This is a genomic window from Marinomonas posidonica, assembly GCF_043643765.1.
Lineage (GTDB): Bacteria > Pseudomonadota > Gammaproteobacteria > Pseudomonadales > Marinomonadaceae > Marinomonas > Marinomonas posidonica_A.
This window is the reverse complement of sequence record NZ_JBHZSP010000004.1, coordinates 39,254-60,225: the sequence shown is the minus strand read 5'-3', so window position 1 is coordinate 60,225 and position 20,972 is coordinate 39,254. Positions and strand designations below refer to the sequence as shown.

18 protein-coding genes are annotated in these 20,972 nt (G+C 44.6%); 7 read left to right on the top strand and 11 right to left on the bottom strand.

Annotated features, from left to right (window positions below):
- Nucleotides 1–6 precede the first annotated feature (6 nt).
- Nucleotides 7–1,176, top strand: coding sequence for an aldose 1-epimerase family protein (locus ACHUFM_RS05760; RefSeq protein WP_394180445.1), 1,170 nt, complete (start codon nt 7–9; stop codon nt 1,174–1,176).
- Here ACHUFM_RS05760 and ACHUFM_RS05755 read toward each other — a convergent pair.
- Both ACHUFM_RS05755 and ACHUFM_RS05750 read right to left on the bottom strand, forming a co-directional pair.
- Complete coding sequence (locus ACHUFM_RS05755) at nt 1,151–1,558, bottom strand: gamma-glutamylcyclotransferase family protein (protein ID WP_394180443.1); 408 nt, start codon at nt 1,556–1,558, stop codon at nt 1,151–1,153. The genes ACHUFM_RS05760 and ACHUFM_RS05755 overlap by 26 nt on opposite strands.
- A gap of 155 nt (nt 1,559–1,713) precedes the next feature.
- On the bottom strand, nt 1,714–2,766 hold the full coding sequence (locus tag ACHUFM_RS05750) for a bifunctional transcriptional activator/DNA repair enzyme AdaA (RefSeq protein ID WP_394180441.1): 1,053 nt from the start codon (nt 2,764–2,766) through the stop codon (nt 1,714–1,716).
- Nucleotides 2,767–2,918: 152 nt separating this feature from the next.
- On the opposite strand from ACHUFM_RS05750, the gene ACHUFM_RS05745 reads away from it, so the two are divergent.
- Both ACHUFM_RS05745 and ACHUFM_RS05740 read left to right on the top strand, forming a co-directional pair.
- Nucleotides 2,919–3,677, top strand: coding sequence for a sulfite exporter TauE/SafE family protein (locus ACHUFM_RS05745; RefSeq protein WP_394180440.1), 759 nt, complete (start codon nt 2,919–2,921; stop codon nt 3,675–3,677).
- 155 nt (nt 3,678–3,832) lie between these two features.
- Entirely contained in the window at nt 3,833–5,314 is a 1,482-nt protein-coding gene (locus tag ACHUFM_RS05740; RefSeq protein ID WP_394180438.1) for a pectate lyase family protein, read from the top strand.
- 108 nt (nt 5,315–5,422) lie between these two features.
- Here the strand turns inward: ACHUFM_RS05740 and ACHUFM_RS05735 are convergent, their stop codons facing one another.
- From ACHUFM_RS05735 to ACHUFM_RS05725, 3 genes are read right to left on the bottom strand one after another with little or no spacing between them, the layout of a single operon-like run.
- Complete coding sequence (locus ACHUFM_RS05735; protein WP_394180436.1) at nt 5,423–7,372, bottom strand: TonB-dependent receptor; 1,950 nt, start codon at nt 7,370–7,372, stop codon at nt 5,423–5,425.
- A 38-nt stretch (nt 7,373–7,410) separates the two neighbouring features.
- Nucleotides 7,411–8,601, bottom strand: a complete 1,191-nt coding sequence (locus tag ACHUFM_RS05730) for an FAD-dependent oxidoreductase (RefSeq protein ID WP_394180434.1) — start codon at nt 8,599–8,601, stop codon at nt 7,411–7,413.
- Nucleotides 8,602–9,819 carry an MFS transporter gene (locus ACHUFM_RS05725; protein WP_394180432.1) on the bottom strand — a complete coding sequence of 406 codons (1,218 nt, stop codon included), beginning with the start codon at nt 9,817–9,819 and terminating at the stop codon, nt 8,602–8,604.
- Between the two features lie 149 nt (nt 9,820–9,968).
- On the opposite strand from ACHUFM_RS05725, the gene ACHUFM_RS05720 reads away from it, so the two are divergent.
- Entirely contained in the window at nt 9,969–10,892 is a 924-nt protein-coding gene (locus ACHUFM_RS05720; protein ID WP_394180430.1) for a helix-turn-helix transcriptional regulator, read from the top strand.
- A gap of 170 nt (nt 10,893–11,062) precedes the next feature.
- On the opposite strand, the gene ACHUFM_RS05715 is transcribed toward ACHUFM_RS05720, so the two are convergent.
- Entirely contained in the window at nt 11,063–12,226 is a 1,164-nt protein-coding gene (locus ACHUFM_RS05715) for an MFS transporter (RefSeq protein WP_394180428.1), read from the bottom strand.
- Between the two features lie 99 nt (nt 12,227–12,325).
- On the opposite strand from ACHUFM_RS05715, the gene ACHUFM_RS05710 reads away from it, so the two are divergent.
- Both ACHUFM_RS05710 and ACHUFM_RS05705 read left to right on the top strand, forming a co-directional pair.
- Entirely contained in the window at nt 12,326–13,225 is a 900-nt protein-coding gene (locus ACHUFM_RS05710) for a LysR family transcriptional regulator (protein ID WP_394180426.1), read from the top strand.
- A 102-nt stretch (nt 13,226–13,327) separates the two neighbouring features.
- Nucleotides 13,328–13,795 carry a GNAT family N-acetyltransferase gene (locus ACHUFM_RS05705; RefSeq protein ID WP_394180424.1) on the top strand — a complete coding sequence of 156 codons (468 nt, stop codon included), beginning with the start codon at nt 13,328–13,330 and terminating at the stop codon, nt 13,793–13,795.
- An 11-nt stretch (nt 13,796–13,806) separates the two neighbouring features.
- On the opposite strand, the gene ACHUFM_RS05700 is transcribed toward ACHUFM_RS05705, so the two are convergent.
- The 5 genes from ACHUFM_RS05700 to ACHUFM_RS05680 all read right to left on the bottom strand — a co-directional run bounded on the left by ACHUFM_RS05700 (nt 13,807) and on the right by ACHUFM_RS05680 (nt 19,616).
- Nucleotides 13,807–14,916 carry an ABC transporter ATP-binding protein gene (locus ACHUFM_RS05700; protein ID WP_394180422.1) on the bottom strand — a complete coding sequence of 370 codons (1,110 nt, stop codon included), beginning with the start codon at nt 14,914–14,916 and terminating at the stop codon, nt 13,807–13,809.
- Nucleotides 14,917–15,023: 107 nt separating this feature from the next.
- Nucleotides 15,024–15,986, bottom strand: a complete 963-nt coding sequence (locus tag ACHUFM_RS05695; protein ID WP_394180420.1) for a carbohydrate ABC transporter permease — start codon at nt 15,984–15,986, stop codon at nt 15,024–15,026.
- Between the two features lie 10 nt (nt 15,987–15,996).
- Nucleotides 15,997–16,863, bottom strand: coding sequence for a carbohydrate ABC transporter permease (locus ACHUFM_RS05690; protein WP_394180418.1), 867 nt, complete (start codon nt 16,861–16,863; stop codon nt 15,997–15,999).
- 342 nt (nt 16,864–17,205) lie between these two features.
- Nucleotides 17,206–18,555: an ABC transporter substrate-binding protein gene (locus ACHUFM_RS05685; protein WP_394180416.1), complete on the bottom strand. Its 1,350-nt coding sequence runs from the start codon at nt 18,553–18,555 to the stop codon at nt 17,206–17,208.
- Between the two features lie 50 nt (nt 18,556–18,605).
- Nucleotides 18,606–19,616: a LacI family DNA-binding transcriptional regulator gene (locus ACHUFM_RS05680; RefSeq protein WP_394180414.1), complete on the bottom strand. Its 1,011-nt coding sequence runs from the start codon at nt 19,614–19,616 to the stop codon at nt 18,606–18,608.
- A 342-nt stretch (nt 19,617–19,958) separates the two neighbouring features.
- Here ACHUFM_RS05680 and ACHUFM_RS05675 point away from each other — a divergent pair, with 342 nt between their 5' ends.
- Nucleotides 19,959–20,891: a sensor domain-containing diguanylate cyclase gene (locus ACHUFM_RS05675; protein ID WP_394180412.1), complete on the top strand. Its 933-nt coding sequence runs from the start codon at nt 19,959–19,961 to the stop codon at nt 20,889–20,891.
- Nucleotides 20,892–20,972 lie beyond the last annotated feature (81 nt).

Here is a 20,972-nt window from a genome sequence, read left to right as displayed (position 1 = left end):
TTACTTATGTTTCAACTTGTCCTTCTTAGTAATCAACAACACATCGATGTCGGCAACTTATCTCTTTCTGCCGAATTAATGGGCTTGCCGAAAGACCTTCCTATTCACGTGCAACAAACCTGTTTAATCGGCGGCAAGCAAACCGGTTCTCGTTTGATCACCTTAACCGTTGGTGATTCTGTGGTTCGTGTTGTGCCGACGCGCGGGATGGCGGTTCTTGATGTCGTGAGAAAAGATACGGCAGGAAAAGACGTACGATTTGGTTGGGATTCACCTGTTAAGGAAGTGGTTCATCCGAGTTTTATTAATCAAGAAGCGTCTGGCGGCATTGGTTGGTTAGATGGTTTTAACGAGATGATCGTGCGTTGTGGTTATCAGTGGGCAGGGCATCCCGGTCAAGACGGCGATGAGTTTTTAACATTGCACGGTCGTATTCAAAACACACCCGCAGACGAAGTGGTTTTAGAGGTCGAGCAAGTACCGCCTTATCGTGTGACTTTACGTGGTCGAGTCGATGAAAAGCGTTTTAAATTCACTAATTTTGAATTGCACACGGTTTTATCATTAACACCAGACGAACCTTATTTATTGGTTGAAGATACCTTGACCAACAAAGGTAGTTATCCTCGTGAATACCAAGCCATTTACCACAATAATTTTGCGCAACCGATTCTTGAGAATGGCGCGCAGTTACATGTTCCTATGGCGGAACTATCGCCTTTTAACGACTATGCAGCTGGTGGTTTGAACGATTGGAATCAGATGCCTGCACCAACGAAAGACTTTGATGAAATGGTGTTTAACATTCGTCCGATTAGTGATGTGAAAGGTTTTTCTCATGCTCTGTTACATAACGCCAATGCGAGCTGTGGCATAGAAGTCAGCTATCAAACGGACACCTTGCCAGTGCTTACCGTGTGGAAAAATACGGACACACTGGAACAAGGTTATGTGGTGGGAATCGAGCCTGGCACCAGTTTTGCTTATAACCGTGCTTATCAGCGACCACTTGGTTTAGTGCCGACCATCGAAGCCGGAGAATCAAAACAATTTATTGTTCGTTTTGGTCTATTCACAGATGAACAAGAAGTCGCTGAGAGTCGTTTACGCATTGAGGAATTGCAGGCTCAAACGTCTCCTCAAATCTCGTCTAAGCCGGTTGTGGTGTTGGATTAGATTGTTCTTTCAGGAAGCGGGTCCAATCCCCCGCTTCCATGTAGGGCGCATTGCCTAATGTTTGATTATAAATGTATATCCAGCCTTTACCGTAAGGGGTAAAAATCCGTTTACGAGTGTGAATAGATTGGCTTAATGCACTTTCATCGAAGCCCTGTAATTGGTCCAATTCGGCCAATAACTCATCGCTTACTTGATACCACTCCACGCGGATGCGCCCACTTTCGTCTAGAGTAGGGACAATGGCAGGGAAGTCCCCGAGATTGTGCATACGAAAGCCGGTGAGCCAACCCAAACCAATGCGTTTACAGTCGGCAATTAGGCCATGATCAGACAAGCCTTCGCGAAGGGTTCCATATACGGCAACGATGTGTGTAGACATGGTTGAATTCCATCTTTAGCTGTAAAAGCGCACAAAATGGCCTTATTACAGAGGAAATTCAAGCCACTGGAAACAGCTTTGCTGAAAAATTACCTTGCTATGACGCATCCTTGAAAAGGGGACGGAAAACCTTGCAGTGAGATACAAAAGGTAACTTAAGCGTGTGTCTTCTCGTGTTCAAGTAACCATTTTTTCCGTTCTAAACCACCGGCATAACCCACCAAACTGCCATCCTTACCAATGACCCTATGGCAAGGAATAACAATGGCAATGCGATTCATGCCATTGGCTCTAGCAACCGCTCGAACGGCCTTGGGATTATTCAGCTTAATGGCCTGTTCTTGATAACTGGCTGTTTGACCATATGGGATAGTCTGCAGCACTTGCCACACTTGGTTTTGAAATTCGGTGCCGGGGCTATGCAAAGGCACCGTAAAGTGCTGGCGTTGGCCCGCAAAATATTCCTCTAGTTCCGTTTTCAATTGGACGATGTGCTGATTCTCACCATTGATGATGGTGGTTTTGAGACGCCGCTGTAAGTCTTCAAATTCTGTTTCTAACATACGGCGATCAACGAACTCCAGAAGGCAAATGCCTTGGTCGGTAGCGCACACGAACATAGGGCCGATAGGGGTGGTCAGTCGGTCAATTAAAATCACAGATTGCTCCCGGTTTAGTGTGGGGGAATGACCCAACAGTTTTTTATAGGTGTAGCCAAAGCCGCTTAAGGAATCATAACCTGAATCCAAAGCCACATGCGTCGCTGTCTTGCCACTTTTTAGTTCGTGGTAAGCGAAGTTGATACGATACATGCGCTGAAAAGCTTGGAATGTCATGCTGTAATGCTGATTAAACCAGCGGCGGACAAAAATCGGTCGAATTCCTGCTTCTCGTAATTGCTGATCGGTAATCTTGGCTTTCGTGCAGTCTCTTACTAGATTCATCGCCGCTTCGACTTCTGGCGGTGCTTGTTGACTGTTTTCTGTTGGTCGGCAGACTTTACAAGGGCGAAATCCCGCGTCCATGGCGTCTTTAAAGTGAGTGTAAAAGTCCACATTTTCACGCTTGGGCTTGCGCGCACGACAGGTAGAAATGCAAAAAATAGACGTGGTTTTAACGCCAACGAAGAAGCAACCCACATAATTTGAGTCTCGCTCTATCAAAGCTTGGTAGTATTCGTCGGCTTGTTGACGGTCAGTGATTAGCATATTCAGGTGTCTCTTTGTCTCATTATGAGGAACAGAGTAGCGTTAATGTCAGAATGGGAACAACCGAAAATTGAACAAGTATTTTTATTAGGTTTAATCGTTTACAACACTATATGATAAGTGCCCTTTTGTAGTGCTCTTAAGGATGCAGCATGGACTACAGTGTGTTTACGATTAGTTTGTTAATTGGTACCGGATTTATAGCGGGCATTATTAATACCTTAGCGGGTGGTGCTTCTAACTTAACCTTGCCTGCTCTAATGGTAATGGGTATGCCGGCGGACATTGCCAATGCCACCAACCGTGTGGGTGTTTTTTTACAGAATGTCTCGGCCACCTTGGGTTTTCGCAAAGCCAAGAAACTGGATAATGCGGATATTCTACCAGTCATGATTCCCTCATTATTAGGTGGTGTGGTCGGTGCCTTTGTGGCCAGTTATGCGCCCGAAGTGTGGCTAAAACCCTTATTACTCAGTGCCATGATTGGCATGACTTTACTCATGATTATTCGACCTGCTTTGGTTGCACCACCAGAAGGCACAGTGCCGTTTAAAGTGTCACAAAAGCCAAGTGCTTGGGTCGCTTTGTTTGTTGCTGGTGTGTATGGCGGCTTTGTACAAGCGGGGGTGGGATTTATTCTAATTGCCGCTTTGGCGGGGACATTACGTTACGACCTTGTGCGTACAAATGCGTTAAAAATGGTGTGTACTCTGGGGTTCACGGCGTTGGCTCTGGGGGTCTTCATTTGGAATGATCAGATTTTATGGCTACCTGGTCTGATTCTAGCGTCAGGCACCATGTTGGGCTCTCACCTTGCCGTGAAGTTTGCTTTAAAGGCCAATCCCAATCATTTGAAATGGTTTCTCTTTGTGATGACGGTTTGTGGCAGTGTGGCCGCCTTAATGAGTTGATAAAAACACCGATCCTCAAAAAATAAAACGACGTTTCTTTTATTTATTTTTCTGCTAGTCTTAATCTCTGGCAAGGGTTATTTGTGCCTTTGTCAGTGCTGAATAATAACAATAAGACAGCAAGGCTTGAGGGCTTTGCGTAGCTGGAGAAAATCATGAATAGAAACCTGTTAGTCGCATCGTGTTTCACGGTGGGCTTAATCGCCGGATGTTCAACCCTAGATATAGGCTCTTCTCAACACAATATCAGTCAGCAAGCCATGCCGGCTGAATATGGTTGGGCTGGCGCAGAAGGCCCTTTATTAGGTGGTTCACAAGCCAGTGAACAGCATTTTTATACGGTAACCAATCGCAAAGAGTTGGTTGCAGCGTTAGCTGAATCAGGCGACTTGCCTAGCATTATTCAGATCCGTGGCACCATTAACCTTTCCTCTGATGATGCTGGGCGAGAGCTCACCGAAGAAGACTATCGTGTCGCACCCTATCGATTTGAGTTGTATCAAGCGGCTTATGCTCCAAGTGTTTGGAATATCAAACCGTTGGTCAAAGGACGTCCGAATCGTAAATTGTCAGGCCCACAAGAAGAAGCCAGACTAGCGTCGGCGGACCAACAAAAAGCACAGATTGTGGTAAAGATTCCGTCTAATACCAGTTTGATTGGTCTGGGAGACGATGCAAAAATCATCAAAGGCATGCTTCATTTAAGTGCTGGTGTCGAGAATGTCATCATTCGCAATATTCATTTTGAAGATGCCTTTGATTACTTCCCAGGATGGGATCCTGGTGATAGCTTTAAAATCGACCCCAGTTACCCTGGTTGTCAGGCTGAGTATGTGAATGCCAATGTCGGTCCACAGAAATGCCGTGGTGGCCGTTGGAATGCAGAATACGATTTGGTCTCTATCAGTGGCGCTAAGCGCATCTGGATAGACCATTGCACCTTTTCCGATGGCGATCGACCTGATGCCTTGTTTCCTCCTGTATACCCTTTCCCGCAGAATGAAATCACTCAGAAAGTCCAACATCATGACGGTTTAATCGACATTACCAATCAGGCAGATTTAGTAACGATATCAAATAGTTACTTCCATGATCATGATAAGGCTATGCTTATTGGAAACAGTGATAAAAAAACGTCTGACGATGGTTATTTACGAGTAACACTACATGGTAATTATTTTAAAAATGTGGGTCAGCGTATGCCAAGGGTGCGTTACGGACAAGTTCACAGTTATAACAATTACTTTGTTGGCGACGCTTCTGGGGATGGTCAGGGTGACAATAATTATGAGCGCCATGTGGATTCATTAAAGGCGAAACCTAAACACAATATCTTGCGTCAAGCATTGGGTGCGGGGAAACATTCTGCGATTTTCTCAGAAGCGAACGTATTTGACATTGCGAACGGTACGCCGGCGAATGCGATTGGCCATATGAAAGGAGACGTCGCATTTGATCGAGGCTCTATGTTCAACGGTCAGATGTTGGATATTATCGAAGAGGCGAACCAAGTCAGCGGTAAGTCTTTATCGAAAGACGTGGGTTGGCAACCAAGCTTGTATGGTCCTTCACCAGTTTTACCCGCCAGTGACGTTATTGAGTATGTCACGGCTAACGCTGGAGCCGGTAAGTTATAGGGTGCTTTAATCAAAAAAGGCATAACCGTCGATATGAAACGATCGACGGTTATGCCTTTTTTAAAGATCGACACGTTTTATCAGGTTTTTAGTTTCACTTACTCTAAATTACCATTGATAATTGGCGCTGACGCCAACTTCTCTACCTTGCTCATAGTTGGACTGAATGGCACTAGAACCTTGGTATGAATAACTGACATATTCTTTATCTGTCGCATTGTTTACAAAGACACGGTAACTGACATTTTTATACGTGTATTCCGCCGCGAGATCCAACAGAGTTATCGCAGATTGAGAAACTGTGTTTGCCTCATTGTAATACACTTTCGACGTGTAGCGAGTGTTTGCCATTAACTGTAAACCACTTTCTTCATGTTTATAGTCAACACCTAAAAGTACCGTTGTATCAGGCGTATACGTTAGATGGTTCCCCTCATAACTTCCATTTCCACGGCCAAATTCAGACTTACCAAAGGTACCACCAAGGTTGATACCGACTCCATTCCCAACCAACCAATTAAGATCAATCTCTAAGCCTCTACTGGTCGCGTCACCAAAATTGGTTAACACCTGGTTGGGTATACTGCCACTATAAAGTTGTACATCGCTCAATTTTATTTGATATAACGCACCACTAACATTGACTCGATTATTTAGTAGTTTAGTACGCCATCCTAACTCACCACTCCAAGATGTTTCTGTATCATAACCCGCACTATTGTCACCAAATGGTACTCGATTAAACCCCTTAGGACGATAACCTTCCGATAAAGAGACATACAATCGAGTGATATCGCTCACTTGCCAGCCTACTGATACCTTAGGTAAAAATTGGCTGTCTGTTAACTCTTCATTGTACGCAGCGATACCAAAAGAGGAATTGCCAGAGTAATCGGATGTCGTGTTTACTTGTTCTAGTCGACCGCCTGCAGTGATATCAACCTCACTGTTAATTGCATAACTTAACTGACCAAATGCAGCCACTGTATCTGTGTCTATTTCATTCGCGGCGCTATAGGCCATACCTTGAAACTCAAGACTTTCTAAGTAAATGCCAAGAAAAGAACTAAGGTTGTTACTATGCTTTGTTGCTAACTTTATTTCTTGTGAGGTAACAGTTTGATCTTCATTCCATAAACCGCCAATATACTGACGATCTACACGCCTATTTTGTAGGTGGCTTATGCTGGTTACTTTAACGTTTTCTTTTTCATAATTTACTGTGACGCCATAACTTTCTACTTTACGCTCTAGATCTGGAATATCCTGAGTTGTCGCCTTATTGTTATATTCATCAGCGCTTAGATACCACTCCTCATGAGAATCAAGTTCGTCATTAGAAAGTGATAAAACGGCATCCCAAGGTCCATCTTCCTGCACATAGTTTAGTTTCAAGCCTGCATTGACAGATCGGTTGCTATTAGCATCTTCTGTACCACTGGTTTGATGATCAACAAAACCATTTTCGTCTTCCGAGTAAAGCATTAGATCAGCGTAGAACTCATCACTTAACTCAACTGATAATGCTCCTTGCAAATACTGCTTCTGGTTTGAATACCCCAGTTCTATATTTGAATGAGATGCTTCATCTTTTGTAATAATATTAATCACACCACCCTGAGCGTTACTCCCGTATAAACTACCTTGAGAACCTTTTAAAAATTCGACTCTTTGCACATTAATTAATTTTTGAGTAATAAAAGCATTGTCTTGTTTGACACCATCTACCAATACATTAATCGTTGGTGAATAGAAATCCGGGGAATTTATCCCTCGAACAGAAGTACTGGCATAGGTTCGGTTCCCTCTTGTCTGAATAAGTAAACCTGGAAACACTTTTTCTAAATCTGCTACTTCCGTAACACCAGCCAAAGCTAATTCTTCAGCAGTCTTGACTAATATTGCACCGTCGACTTTTGACGCTGGCGTGTCTTGTTTTGTCGCATTCACTATGATGCTATCTAACTGTACAATGGTAGCAAATGACTGTTGGCCATATATAACCAATATAAGCCCCATGCTTTTTACCAACGTATTTACTTTTATATAACGAAACATCGATACAACACCTTCTTCTTATCTAATAAATGTAGTTTCTAGTCAGCTTCATCGAAGGACGCCGCAGTGATGTCCGATCGAATCGCTCGTAAGAAAAACCAACCAATCAACGCATTTGGCATAAATCTCACAAGTATATTTCTAAGGTTAAAACTCAATTTGGAGTCAGGAATAAACCAAGTTGCTAATTTTCGACTTCTTTCTTGTAGTCTCACTATTACAGGTCGGAGCCTCTTTTCATGATCTTCTAGGCCTTGATTTATGCCGTAACGTTGTAGTGATTTTGCAAGTAAGTAAGATGAGATCATTGTGATGCCTGCACCTTGACCAGATAACAGTGTTAAACAATGTGCAGAATCTCCAATCAGAACAACACGACCTTGTGACCATTTCGGCAAATCAATCATGACTAAACTGTCAAAAAATAACGGAGAGGCGTCATCGAGTGAGGAGATTTTTTTCTTAATTAAAGGGTGTGAATTAGAAAATTGAGCCTCGAGTTCGGCTCTTTTTGTTGATGGAGAGGTCATTACTGTGTTGCTGCTACTTTTCCAAAGGTACAGTCCTGCAGATTTATTGTCGCCAACTGGATAAATCTCAACAGTCCTTCCAGGCTCAGAAAAGGATTTAAAATGTTGAACCTGCTTTGCAACTTCGTCTGTCACGAAAGCGGCTACTTTATAGCCCAAATACTCACGGCTTTGATTGTCTTGTTTAGGAAATAGTATTTTTCGAACTTGAGAATTTACGCCATCCGCGCCAATGACCAAATCGGCAGTTATGATGTTGCCATCAGAAAGGCATACTTTTACATTGTCTGTATTATTCTCTAAATTCGTTATCAAACAGCTAAATTTAATGTCTATATTTTTCTTTTCGCTTGCTTTGATGTATAGCTCATTCACTAAATCTGTTCTAGACAACATCAATATTTTTAGGCTCCCCCAAATTTTCTCAATATTCAGTGAGAAAATTTTTCTACCTTTCGCATTGAAATACTCGTTGTGGTTAACTTGATAACGATATTGGTGTTTCTGCAAAGCCTCTAACATGCCCATTTTTTCAATTGCACTGTAACCCGGTCCAGACAAGCCCAACATATAACCACTTGCTCTTAAATCAGAGTTTTTTTCAATAACGATCACATTCCAACCTAATTCGCTTAACCACCATGCGCTACTCAGCCCAGCAACACCAGCACCAACAATGACGACTGTTTGATTGTTCATTTAAATAACTACCTTAAGAGTGGAAGAAGATTTGTTGAGTAATGGAAGTGCGACTAAAGCGCTAAAGCTGGTAAGAGCACAAAGTAAGAAGTAATTTTGATACCCCAAGTATTGAACTAAAGCGCCGCTGATAATGCCTGCTATTAAAGCAATTGCCGTGTCAACACCTTGTAGCAAACTAAAATCGACACCAGCCTGTTCAGGCGACGTTAATTTCATCAATAGGTTATAAAGGGCAACAAAACTGGCTGCGGCACAAGCGCTGCTTAACAATAATAAAGAGGAAGTTTGTAAGAACGTGAGTTCGGCTTTCTGGCTGAGATAGTAAAAGGCAAGATACATGCAAATTTGAACGGCTAATAAAGAAAGCAAGACAGACCAAGGGCCTTTTTGGGTTACCCATAACCCCGTTAGAAATACGGCGATCAAACTGGCTGCGACTCCTCCAATGCTACCAATAACCCCCAATTGAGTTAACGTAATACCATAGTCAATAAAGAACGGCATCGTCATCCCTTGTGCTAATCTCAAACCTAATTGAGCAATAACAATAATGAAGATTCCATATTGAACTTGCTTAGAAGCAAAGGTTTTTCCTAGACTCTGTTTTGCCGCCTTCTGCCCCAGTTCTTTAACCGATTGTTGTTGAAATAACACATAACAAAGCATCATCAGTAATAGAACTGCTATGGCATAAATAGCAAGTTTCCAGTTGTATCGGCCTACTAACAACAGAAATAGGCCTCCACCGACAACCGATCCTAAATAGCCCCCTCCAATCTGCATTACATTGACCCAGTTCTTATCTAAAGCATTACTTTCTTTAATAGCAAAACCATCCAAAGCCGTGTCAACGGTGGCGGAAAGCATCGCAATAATTGCGAGGCAGATAAAAATAAAATATAAGCCAACATCGGGGGTTGTAAGGGTTAGGAGTAGTAACGCCATAATGGCCATACTGTTAACCATTAGAAAGAGCCGCTTCGTTCTTCGGTCTTTCTTTTGTCTCCATGTTTCCAGTGGCACGGCCCAAATAAACTTAAAAATCCAAGGCAGCATTAGTAAATAAATAAAGCCTATTTGTATTGGTGGTATTCCTGATTGCCTGAATACAGCAGGCATTCCTTGAAAAGTTATTGCCCCTAGAATATTTTGAAAGCTATACAAAACACCAATGAATGCTAAGAAAGATACGTTAATGGAAAGAGGTTTTTGCATAATAGTCGCCACAGTTAATATGGTTGAGGATTATGCGAAGTGAAGAAAATGAAAACTAACACTTTTGGTTGAAAAACATCGCTTTCCGAACTTTATTGAAAACGATTCCTATTTGTATATAATTATTACATCAAGACTCTGGTGTTTTTATGGAAACAATTTATACGACAAACTCTCCTCCTGACCTACACAAGTCAATAGCGACTAAAATTACATCAGCAGGGATCATCACAGAGCAGATTGGTAATTACTTACAAATATCGACGTTAGACCTGCACTTAGAATCTTCCAAAGACATTCATGCGGAAGGGCCTCCGACATTTTGCATTGCAATATTTTTGGACGGTAAAGGGGAACTTTCTATTGATACTGGGGAAGTATTAACAATAAAGCCAGAGATGACGGTTGTCTTTCATTCTGCTGCTCCAGTCGTAGGGAGAACATTGTTCAAAAAGGATAGTCACATTCATTGTTTAGACATCCGCTTCAGCCTAGAATATATCTCAAGTTTTGGCATTGCGAACCTTGATCGACTAATCCCTATGTTTGAACAAAATCACAGTGTCGCAAAAGTCACTATGTTGGCCAAAAAAACTTCTTTTAAACTCAAAGAAATCTCCCAACAGATTTTTTACTGCGAGCTAGAGGGTATTCCTAGATCCCTATTTCTTCAAAGCAAGGCTCTCGAAGCCCTTTCACACGTTCTAACCACTTTTGACGATACTAAAACTCCATTGCAGTTAAGTAAATCCGACCATACTAAAATCCAAAGTGCTATTTCATTGATTGAACATCAATTTGATCAACCTTGGACAATAGCATCACTAGCATCGACAGTTGGTATTAATCAAAGCAAATTAAAACAAGGGTTTCATCTGGCGGTACAATCTACCGTACATCGTTATTTAGAAGAGATAAGACTGACTAACGCTAAGCATTTACTAGAACAAGGACATAAGGTTTTAGATGTGTGCTTGGCAACAGGTTACTCACACCCTAGTCATTTTTCAAAACGCTTTAAGCAGCGTTATCTAGTACTGCCTAGCAAATGGAACCAGAGTAAAAGCATTTGAAGCTACCTCTGGAGCAGGTTATGTTGGGTGCGGATGATTTAACAAGCACATAGGCCGAGGCCGGTTAGTAGGGCAAGATGAGTTTTAATCAAAAAAGGCATAACCGTCGATATGAAACGATCGACGGTTATGCCTTTTTGATTTAGGTTGAAGCAGAGAACTATGGAGCTTTATGCTAAAGCTTGCGTGGTCTGACGTCGTCGATTTAAGAAGACAGTCATCATTAACCCTAATATGGCGGTGGCGGCACCGGCTATAGATACCGCAGGTAAACCGAGTCCTGCACTGATCACCGCGCCACCAAGCGCTGCACCGACCGCATTACCCAGATTGAATGCGCCAATGTTCATAGCGGAGGCCAAATTAGGTGCCTCGCTGGCTTCCTGTACAACAAGGGATTGTAATGGTGGTACCACCGCAAAGCTGCCGACGCCCCAGAAAAAGATCAGCGGTGCGGTTATCCAAGCCGATGTCATGGAGATGGAGAAAAGCAGTAATAATACGGTGACGCTTACCAGAGATACAACTAACGTACCGTACAGAGATTTATCAGCAAAGCGTCCCCCCAATACATTCCCTACAGCTAACCCTACACCGTAGAGTACTAACATGGCGGTAACAAAGGTGGTGGATGCTAATGTTTCTTGCTGCAAAATCGGCACAATGTAAGTGAACACGGTAAACATCGAGCTGGCGCCAACCACGGTGAGCAATAATGCCGCGAGTACTGGACCGCGAGTTAATACACTCAGCTCATGACGTATGTTCGCTTTCTCCGTATTGGCCAGTGGCGGTAAGCTGAACCTCAGAGCAAGCATGGTAATCACACCAATAATAGAGATTCCAAAAAAGGCGACTCGCCAACCGATAGTGCTACCAATGTAGCTGGCCAAAGGCACACCGCCAATGGTGGCAAAGGTCAGGCCTGAAAACATGGCCGCGACCGCTCCTGCCCGTTTATTGGGAGGCACTATGCTGGTGGCGACCACAGCGCCAACCCCAAAGAAGGCACCATGATTGAACGAGGTGATAATGCGACCAATTAATAAGGTCGTATAGCTGTCTGCAAGTGCGCTGATTAAGTTACCCAAGGTAAAAATTGCCATGGATAACAGGAGTAAACGTCTGCGCGGTAGGTTGGCAAAAGCCAAGGTCATGATCGGCGCGCCGACCAATACGCCAAAAGCATATGCACTGATTAAAATGCCAGCGGTTGGGATGGAGACGCCTAGGTCATTTGCAATGGTTGGCAGCATGCCCATGGGCGAAAACTCTGTCACACCTATGCCAAATGCCCCAATGGCTAACGCCAATAAAGGTAAGTTCATTTTCATCTTAATTCCCGTTGATTTATGATTGTGAGGAATATAACTGGAGATACTTCCTTTGAATAGATAGGGTTTGTGTCAATCTCTTTTGCATTGGATTCATAAATGAAACAGTTGAAAGTCGATAAAACCACGGAAATGGAAACCTTCCTGAAGGTGGCAACCACAGGTAGCTTGAGTGCCGCTGGCAAACAAATGGGATTAACCCCTTCTGCGGTGAGTCGCATGATGACGCGATTGGAAACACGACTAGGTGTGCGACTCATTGTACGAACCACGCGTCATTTGCATTTGACCAGTGAGGGAGACGCCTACGCCTTGGCGGCACGACGCATTCTAAATGACCTTGAAGAAACCGAATCGGCCATTGCCAATCGAGCACGTCCGAGCGGCTTGCTGAAAATAAGTACCGCTGCCGCGCACAGTCGATTGACTATGGTTCCCTTATATCAGGAATTTTTAGAACGCTATCCAGACATTAAGCTAGAAATCGAAGTCAGTGATCTGATCAGTGACGTGGAAGGGGGGCACATCGATGTTGCGATTCGCTTTGGTCTGTTGCCCGATAGCAATTTGAGTGCCCGCCGTTTAGGGGAAACGGGGCGAACCATAGTGGCCACACCGAACTATCTTGCAAAGGCGGGCGTACCGCAAACTCCAGCCGACCTTGAGCAGCATAATTGTTTAGATTTTAGTTTTAATCGCCTAGAACCTGGTTGGCCAATGTGCGATGAGGGACGACACTATATTTTGCCCATTTCTGGCAATATGATTGCCAACAATGGTGACACCTTAGTGGAGCTTGCAATGCAGGATATTGGCATCACACGAGTGGGTAATTTTCACATTGAAAATGCCATTAAATCAGGTGAATTAATCCCCTTACTAGAAGGTTATAATCCTCAAGACAAGGAAGTGATTCATGCGGTTTTCATTGGCGGACAACACATGCCGGAGCGTGTGCGAGTCTTTATTGATTATCTGGTAGAGAAGCTGTCGTCTTAATGTCTGTTTTTTTACTGTTAAGAAAGCCATCCCGAAAAAGAGTAACACTGTGCAGGAAATGAAAGGTTCAGCACGTCGATATTCATGGGTTAAGGTCATTATATGAAAATTCGACACTTCAAAACCTCCGATGCAAAAGACATCGCGGATCTTTTTCATCGCTCAGTGCATGCAATCAGCACAAACGTTTATTCACCAGAACAGTTGGAAGCATGGTCACCCTCACCGCCAGATTACACCATGTGGACAGAACGGTTAGAAAGAATCAGACCGTTTGTGGCAACCATTGAGGGTGTTGTGATCGGCTTTATTGAGTTGGAGCCAGATGGCCATATAGATTGCCTATACGTTCACCCTGATTATCAAGGTCGAGGGGTGGCAAAGGCGCTTTTTCATTATGCGAAAAACGCCGCGATAGAGCATGGCTGTCAAACCATGTACGTGGAAGCGAGTAAAGTGGCTAAGGCTTTCTTCCTGAAAATGGGCTTTGAAATCCAAGCAGAAAACAGGGTGATCAAGAATCATCAAGCATTGATCAATTATTCGATGAGTGGGTCACTAACGTCCTAACCAAATCACTTTCAAACCTCTCCCGCATTCAGCAGCATGCCTTGTGTACTGGTGTCGAACAGTAAAACCCGGTTTAGATCCACAGATAATGAAATGTGCTCTTGGCGTTTTACGTGGGAGCGTAGGTCGAGTCTGGCTTTGGCGTCTTCGCCGCCGAGTTTGAAGAGGATCTCCTTATCGAAACCGAGGTTTTCCACTAGATCTACTTGTATGTCATTGAATTCAAATAGGTTATCGCTGGGTGATGATAAGGCACTGTCTTCAAAAAAGTCAGGACGAATGCCGACGAGTACGGTGTCGTGAGCGCTGAGTGAGTGCATGTCGACATTGGCGATTTTTGCCGCAGGAATACGGTATTGATCGAATACGAGCTCTTCACCTTCTAGTTTGGCTTCGATCAAATTCATCGCAGGAGAACCAATAAAGGTGGCGACAAAGGTGTTGGTGGGTTGCAGGTAAATGTCCATCGGCGTGCCGACTTGTTCAACAATCCCGTCGCGCATGACAACCACTCGATCGCCCAGCGTCATGGCTTCTATTTGGTCATGGGTCACGTAAATTGCTGTCATGTTGTATTGATGCTGGATTCGAGCGATTTCGGTACGCATGTGGTGGCGCAGCTTGGCGTCTAGGTTGGAAAGCGGTTCGTCAAACAGGTATACGTCAGCATCACGCGCCAACGCTCTGCCCATAGCCACCCGTTGGCGTTGTCCGCCAGACAAGTCGGCCGGTTTGCGGTCTAAATATTCATTGAGCTTGAGCATTTCCGACACGTCGGTGAGTCTCTGTTTAATGGTTGCGGCATCGGCACCGGATTTTTTCAAACCAAACACAATGTTTTCTCGCACCGACATGTGCGGGTACAACGCATAGTTTTGAAATACCATGGCGATGTTGCGCTTATGAGGCGGCAAATCGTTAATGGCACGGTCACCGATTTGGATTTCCCCCTGGGTGATGTCTTCCAGCCCTGCAACCATGCGCAAAGTGGTGCTTTTCCCGCAGCCACTTGGGCCAACTAGCACGACGAACTCACCGTCTTTTACGTCTAAATTTAGGTTTTTTACTATGGGTAAATTGCCATAGGATTTGTTGATGTTTCTTAAAATCACAGAGCTCATTGTCAGTTCCTTTCTAATTTTGGTATGACGTAACCGATGCCGTTCTGCATACATTTTTGTCTCTCAGTGGTTCTCAACTCCTCCCCCTGCTAAGGGGGAGGGAATCGTTAGCCTTTCACGCCGCCATCGGTTAAACCGCCGGACAAATGTTTATTCGCTAACATGAAGCAAATTACTACAGGCAATAGGGTCAGCATGGAGGCGGCCATGATGCGGTCCCAGATAGCGTTTTTAGAGGTAAACAGGGTTTGTAATGCCAGTGGCAAGGTTTGGAAATCTTGATACTGTTTTAAAAACACCGAGGCGAATAAATACTCGTTCCATGCGATGACAAAACAGTAGATAAACACGGTAAACAACATGGGTTTGGATAAGGGCATGATAATGCGCCAGAAGGCTTCTACCCTCGAACAACCGTCCATCATGGCGGCTTCTTCCAGTGAAAAAGGAATGGTGCGGAAATAGTTACCGAGCATGTACATGGCGACGGGTAAGGTTTGAATCAGATAGATTAAAAACAAACTGAAAATCGTGCCGCCTGCGCTGGACGCCAATCCTACGTTAACGCTCATTTGGTAGAGTGGCACCATCAGCAAGACGCCCCCCACCATATAAACAAAGAGTACGCCATTGGCCATTAGAGATTGGGCAGGGAAGCGCAAACGGGCAATGGCATACGCCGCAAGGGATGCCAAGAAGGTTGAGCAAACCCCTGTGATAAAAGAGATCACAAAGGTATTCAGCATATAACGTCCGAATGGGAAGACATCCTCACCTGAACTGAATTTAGCCAGTAGCATTTGTTTCTTTTCTGCTGACAAGGCTGGATTGTCCAGTAAACGTTGGATGCTGGCGGGCACATCCACTTCTTTTGGCGGCATTAAACCAAGCAATTCCTTATAAGCGTCCAAGTGCAATATCCGTGGAATGAGCGAGGGATTCCCCCAATCAATCGGGTGTTTCAGGGACGTTGACAGAATCTGCAAAAAGGGAAACACGCAGAAGATCACTAAGGCGAGTACTAACGCATACAAAATCACGGATTGAAGGGGCGTGCGTTTATTCATCATGAGTCGTCTCCTACCACTTGAGTACTTTGCGAACGTACAGCCAAATTAAGCCAACCAAGACCAGCAATTGAATTACGGAAATAGCGGCTGCTGCGCCTTGATCGACGATGCCTGCGAAGGCTTGGTAATAGGTGAAAATCGGTAAGGTCTCGACATTTGGGGCGAGTAAATACACGTCTTCAAAGCGATTTAAGTTCCAGATAACACGTAATAAAACCACGGTAGCAATGACGAACCTCAACTCGGGTAAGGTGACATGCCAAAATCGTCCCCACGGGTTTTGACCATCTATGGCGGCGGCTTCGTATAAGTCTTTCGGTACGCTTTGCAGCTTGGCTAAGAAAAGCAAATAGGCAATGGGGAAGTGTTTCCAGATATCGAATAAGATCACCACGAACAGAGCTGAATCAGGGTTGCCGATTAGGTTTTCCCTTTCGTTGGTTAGGTGCAATACATCCACTACTACATGGTTATAAATGCCGTTTACGGGATCAAAAATGAATTGCCAGCCAAACACCACGCTGATCACCGGCGCGAAGTAAGGCAATAGAATTAAGCCTCTGGCCAGATTGCGAAAACGAAAGGTCTGGTTCATCAGAATGGCTGCCGCCAATCCTAATACGGTGGTGCCGATGACGGTGCCAATGAGGTAAATAACAGACACGCCAACCGAATGGTAATAGCGTGGATTCCCCAGCAACTCCGTATAGTTATCCAATCCGACAAAGGTTTTACTGCCATTGAGCTGCACATCGAAAAAACTTAGGTACAGATTGAATAAAATGGGGTAGATCACCAACAGACCTATGATACCGACCGCTGGAGCAACCAGTTTTAGTCCCAATCTAGATTCATTTTTTATTAAGACAGAAGACATACTTGCTTCCCTTTTTTATATTTGACCCCACCCTAGCCCTCCCCTTAACAAGGGGAGGGAACTGGAATTTCCTAGACCTACTCCGTCCTTGGCTAGAAGAGGTTAAAAAATTAACAACCCCATCCTAACCTTCCCCTTGAAGATAAGGGGAAGGAATAACAACCTCATCCTAACCTTCCTCTTGAAGATAAGAGGAAGGAATAACAACAGCCAGCTCCTCTCCCTTCCTTAAGGGGAAGGAATAACAACCCAACCTAACTTTCCTCTTGAAGATAAGAGGAAGGAATAACAACAGTCTGCTCCTCCCCCTGCTAAGGGGGAGGCTGGGAGGGGGTCTATTGTCTATTCACCCATGATGGTTTTCATTTCCGCCTCTGCACTGTCCAGTGCGACTTGCGGATCTTGTCCTTCAATGGTCACGTCATAGATCATGCGTGGGATCACTGACTTCGCAAAGATGGCGCCTGCAGCCGGGAAGGTTTTGCCTTTGACGACGGAGAAAGAACGAATGTCATCAAACCCTGACACGATCTGCTTCATTTTGTCTGCACCGTAGAGTTTGAAGACACCGTTTGGATCGTCTAAATAAGCTGGGTCTTCGGCAATGCCTTTTAGCATAGGGTTCATACCACCTGGCGCCATGTGCAAGAAGGTGATGTAGCTGGCAGGATCGTACATAAACTCAATGAAGTCTTTAGTGGCTTGTGTGTCGTCAGCGTTGTTGGTTTTCAATGCGACAAGGCCAGACAAGGTACCGTAAGAGGCTGCGCTTTTATGGGAAATGATGGGCGCAAAGGCGGTGTTTTTGACCAGTTCTGGATCGAAGGTGCCACCGCTTAACTCTTTGAAGTTTTCGGAGGATAAGGAGCCTTTGGCGACTTCTGCAAGGGCCAAATCATCCATAATATAGGTGGAATAGAAGAACATCCCCATTTTACCTTGTAGGTAATAATCTCGGGCGCGCCAATTTTGTGGCCCCGGAGGATTATACTGGGCGAGGTCTTTATAATATTGGATGGTTTCTAGGGTCGCAGGGCTGTTGAATACTAAATTACCTTCAGCATCGAATTCGGCGGCATTATTGGACAGGGCTAATTGTGTGAACACTTGCTCTGTGTAGCTATCTTGCTTGGTGCCAACTAAGATGCCGTATTGATTATTGGCTTTATCGGTCAGGGCTTTGGCTGCGGTTGCGATGTTCTCCCAAGTATTAGGCGCAGCGAGTCCTTTTTCATCAAACCAGTCTTTGCGGTACCAAATGCCTTGAATCCAGCCATGATACGGCAAACCATAGTATTGTCCTTGTGGAGACGTCAGGGTGGTTAGGGCACCGGTATGGAAGCGACCTTTACCGATGTCATTAATAACGCTTTGGTGAGTTTGTGTGTCGACAATGCCCTCTTCTCCTAATGCCATGATGATTTCAGAGTTCACTTCGATTAATTGTGGTGTGGTCCCTGCTGCAACAGCCGCCGCCATTTGCGTGGCCATTTCGTTTTCGTCTACGCCCACCACCTTGACGGTGACACCATCGTTTAAGGCTTCAAAAGTGCTGGCCAAGAGCTCAATGGTTTGCAGTCGATCTGATTGGGTTTGGGCTGTCCAAAATTCGACCGTAGCCGCATTGGATAATGGGCTTATTAATACGCCACTGAGCAGAATGGAACTGGCGATCGTCAGTGATTGATTCATTGTCGTTTCCTCATGTTATTTTTATACGAGTTTTCCGAACGTTTTTGGGCTTAAAAGCCTGTCTTCACCACTCCGGGTGCTAGCACGACCTGTAACTCTTTTACAGGAGTTCCCTTGATGCGCGACACCATCATCTTGGCAAGTTGCTCACCAATGTGTCCCGGTGGCGCTTGCTGAATGCTGGTGATCCCCATACTGGCGGTCAGCTCATCGGCAGGGGTATCACACCCTATTACACTCACCGGCTCTGTTTTGTGGTTGGGCTGGGTGTGGTGTAAGCGCGTTACCGCTAATGCGGCACTGCGAGCGCTGGTACTGGTAAGGCAAATCAGCGCACTGATGTTTGGATGCTGGATCAAGAACTCGGCACAGGCGAGATAACTTTCTTCCTCATCAAAGCCAACTTCTAGACAGTGTTCGGGAGCGATCGTTAGTCCAAGCTGAGTCGCGGCGTCTTGAATACCACGGCGTCTCTCGTGGGCAAAAAAATAGCGCTCGCTGACCGATATCACGCCAATGTGGCGATGACCTTGCTCGAAGAGACGGGTGAGACTTAACTGGCCGACTTGGTAATTATCCAAATCCAACCAAGCAAACTGCGTCGCCCGTTCGGTGCGTCCATAACACACAAAAGGCACGTTAAGCTTGAGTAAACGATGGACTTTGGGGTCGTTGACCCGAGTGCGAAGGAGCAAGAAACCGTCTTGATCGCCGGCTTTAACAAGGCGTTCAAATTCACTCAATTCCTGTTTGCCAGTGTCGATTGCGACCACTTGTAACAAATAGCCTTCCGCTTGCAGAGCGTGTCGCGTTCCAGCAAGCACCTTCGAAAGAATGGTGTCGAGATATTGCATGTCTTGGTTTGGCATAATGGCGGTGATCACACGCTTTGATTGCACCCAATGTGCCGCATCCGCGCCTTTTAATTGGTAACCCTGTCGTGCGGCCTCTTCTAACACACGTTTTTTGGTTCTCGGGCTAATGTCTGGGTAATCGTTTAGTGCTCGTGACACGGTGGATACCGACAAATCCAATTGGGTAGCTATCTCTTTAATCGACATAAATAACACACTGCACCATTCTTGTTTTTACACTGTCCATCATTCAGAGCAATTTTAAAAGCTCTAATCGTGCATTTTGTGACCAGCAAGAACTGACGTTAAGACCGAAAATGTTTCGATGCAATGTTTAATTTTCGCACTAAATTTGGGCGCTTTGCTGAGGATTCTGTTGATTAAAGCGAGGCAGGCGCCAAGAAGGATTTTTCTTTTTAAAACAAGGATAAAATATGTAACGTTTGTTTTCACTGCGTTGAAAAGACTAACGACTAAACTTATTATCGGTTGCCTAAACGGAACAAATTTTTCAGCTTCATGTAATGAATTCAATATAAGGTAGCCGTTATGGCGAGTAAGCAAAAAGCACTTGATGTCTTGTTTAATGACCCGTCGATCTCGGCTGCACTAGCAAGAGTAAATGTTTTCGTCATTAATCATTATTCAGGCGGACGAGATGTGAGTGCCTCGTTAATACCAGATGAAGATTTTGCGGCACAAGCATCATACGACCCATTAATGTGGCTGGAATATGTTCACCCCGATGATCGAGAGGTTACTCGGCAAGCATGGAATAACATTGTGCAGGGAGAAAGTGATGTTTTTGAAGGAGAGTACCGTTTCTTAGTGGATGGCAAATACCGTTGGATTGCTAATAAAGGGACGGTGGTCACTCGGTCTGAAGATGGTATGCCGGAATTCTATATAGGCGCAGATCGAGACATCACGGAAGAGCGTCGACTGCGTGATTTGTTGCAAGCAGAAAAAGAGCGTCTTGCCCAGCTGGTGATCAAAGATGACTTCTTGAACATTCCCAATCGGCGTTTTCTTGAAACCAAACAGTCGCAGTTTTTTATTGCTGATGGTCGTACCCCGATGGCGGTGTTGGTGCTGGACATCGATAACTTCAAACAGTTAAATACCGATTTGACCCACCACGGTGGTGATGAGGTGCTGCAAACCTTTGTTCGTCATGTTTCAACTTGCCTTCAGTCTACGGATATATTGGCCCGTTATGGTGGTGATGAGTTTGTCCTAGTCATGCCGAAGACGACGCTAGACTATGCTCAGGCAAAGGCTCAGAGTATTCTGGATGCGGTGAATAGCATTGACCTTAGCGCAATGGGAGAAAACCTGTCTATCTCTGTGAGTATTGGTTTGGTACATGGCTTGCCTGAAGTGACACAAGACTTTTGGACGTATTTTGAAGAAGCCGATGCACAACTTTTATTAGCAAAAGAGCTTGGCAAAGAGCAAATTCAGTCCAAAGTATTGGATTAATAACTACTTCGACTATCTGTCAGCTATCGTGAAATGACAGATGAGTGCTATTTTGAGGGATTGGCTCGAGATGGTCGCTTA